The following is a 1965-nucleotide window of genomic DNA, read 5'->3' as shown; positions in this document are numbered from 1 at the left end:
GGGCCGCCCCGGTCCTGGCCGGGACGGCCCGCCGCGTCTGCACGGAGGTGCCGCGCGCGTCACTCCTCGATCATCAAGCCCTTGCGCAGTCTCTTCAGCGTGCGGGACAGCAGCCGTGAGACGTGCATCTGGGAGATGCCCAGCTCCTCGCCGATCTCGCTCTGCGTCATGTTGGCGACGAAGCGCAGGGAGAGGATCGTGCGGTCGCGGGCGGGGAGTTCGGCGATGAGCGGCTTGAGGGACTCGACGTACTCGATGCCCTCCAGACCGTTGTCCTCGTACCCGATCCGGTCCGCGAGGGTGCCCTCGGAGTCGTCCTCCTCGGGCTGCGCGTCCAGGGAGCTGGCGGTGTAGGCGTTGCTGGCCGCCATGCCCTCGACGACCTCCTCGACGGTGATGTCGAGGCGCTCGGCCAGCTCCTCCATCGTGGGCGCGCGGTCGAGGCTCTGGGCCAGCTCGTCGCCGGCCTTGGCCAGGTCCAGCCGCAGTTCCTGGAGGCGGCGCGGTACGCGTACGGACCAGGAGGTGTCACGGAAGAAGCGCTTGATCTCGCCGACGATGGTCGGCATCGCGAACGTCGGGAACTCCACGCCGCGTTCGGGCTCGAAGCGGTCGATCGCCTTGATGAGGCCGATCGTGCCGACCTGGACGATGTCCTCCATCGGCTCGCTGCGGGAGCGGAAGCGGGAGGCGGCGAACTTCACCAGTGCGAGGTTGAGTTCGACGAGGGTGTTGCGCACGTAGGCGAACTCGTGGGTGCCCTCGTCCAGCTTCTCGAGACGCTTGAAGAGGGTCTTCGACATGGCCCGCGCATCGACCGGGCCCACCTCGTCGTACGGTGGGATCTCCGGGAGCTGGAGCTGGTCGAGGATCTCCTCGACCGCTTCCGGGCTCGTGGGTTCCGGCACCTGTTCCGGGACGATCCGCTCCGCATCGCGCTGTTCCGGGAGGGCCGGGCCGGTGACGGTGTCCGGTATCCCTGAGTCGAGCCTGGGTGACATGCTGACGTCCTCCATCATCTCGGCATATGGCCGCCGAAGCCGTGACGTGCACTACGAAGGTGCGGCGCCTCCAAAGCCGACGTGTTTCTGTATCCCTATACGCCTACCCGCTCGTGTACGCGCATGGCAAGTGCTAAATGTCCGAATTTGCCCCAATGTGTGGGTTGTTCGTCTACCGGTGGCGCCGGTGAAGGCGTAGGGTTCGAGTCGGTTCACGGGGGAAGAAGAGACGGCGCTTCGGCAATCAAGAGGGGTGTGCATGGACCGCGGGATGCCCGGCAGTACGAGCCGGGGTCGGCTGACGGTCGACGTACGGCACCAGGGTGGCAGTGCCGTCGTGACCCCCGAGGGTGAGCTCGACCACCACACCGCCCATCTGCTCACCGAGGCCCTGGAACGGGCCCTCGCGGAGGGCGGCAGCCGCCTGGTGGTGGACTGCGCGGGCCTGGAGTTCTGCGACTCGACGGGGCTGAACGTCCTGCTCGGCGCCCGGCTGAAGGCCGAGGCCGCGGGCGGCGGCGTCCACCTGGCGGGGATGCGTCCCGTCGTCTCCCGGGTCTTCGAGATCACGGGCGCGGGTGCGGTCTTCACCCTGCACGACGACCTCGACGCGGCGCTGACCGACGTGGCGGAAGCGTGATGCGGGTTGCGTCGTGTGTGTACGGGCCGCTACGCGGGAGTTACACGTGTCACATCACTCGCCTCGATTCGGTGGGTGTTCTCACGGTCCCGTAGGGCAGGAGATCCTCTGAGCCAGTCAGACACGTGCGGTTGCCGCTCGCGGGCACGGGACGCGGCGAGAGAGGCACTATCGGTGATCGGTGAGGTGAACCGCTGATGAGCACCACCCGGCCGTATCCGGCGGGCGACTGCGGTCCGGAGCCCGAGGGCGCCGCGACGGCGGCCGCCGGGGCCGGGAGCGCCGGAGCCCTGGGTGGTGTGGCGGGTGCCTCGGCGGGGCCGG

Annotated in this window: 2 protein-coding genes; one reads left to right on the top strand and one right to left on the bottom strand. The window is 68.8% G+C overall.

Annotated features, from left to right (window positions below):
* Window positions 1-59: 59 nt before the first annotated feature.
* On the bottom strand, window positions 60-1001 hold the full coding sequence (locus AN218_RS29905; RefSeq protein WP_079132736.1) for an RNA polymerase sigma factor SigF: 942 nt from the start codon (window positions 999-1001) through the stop codon (window positions 60-62).
* 259 nt (window positions 1002-1260) lie between these two features.
* On the opposite strand from AN218_RS29905, the gene AN218_RS29900 reads away from it, so the two are divergent.
* Window positions 1261-1641, top strand: coding sequence for an STAS domain-containing protein (locus AN218_RS29900; RefSeq protein WP_070020186.1), 381 nt, complete (start codon window positions 1261-1263; stop codon window positions 1639-1641).
* The last annotated feature ends 324 nt before the right edge of the window (window positions 1642-1965 follow it).

It is taken from the genome of Streptomyces nanshensis (assembly GCF_001751255.1).
In the GTDB taxonomy this organism is placed as follows: domain Bacteria; phylum Actinomycetota; class Actinomycetes; order Streptomycetales; family Streptomycetaceae; genus Streptomyces; species Streptomyces nanshensis_A.
Note: the sequence above shows the minus strand (reverse complement) of the source record. Positions and strands in the feature narration are given on the sequence as shown.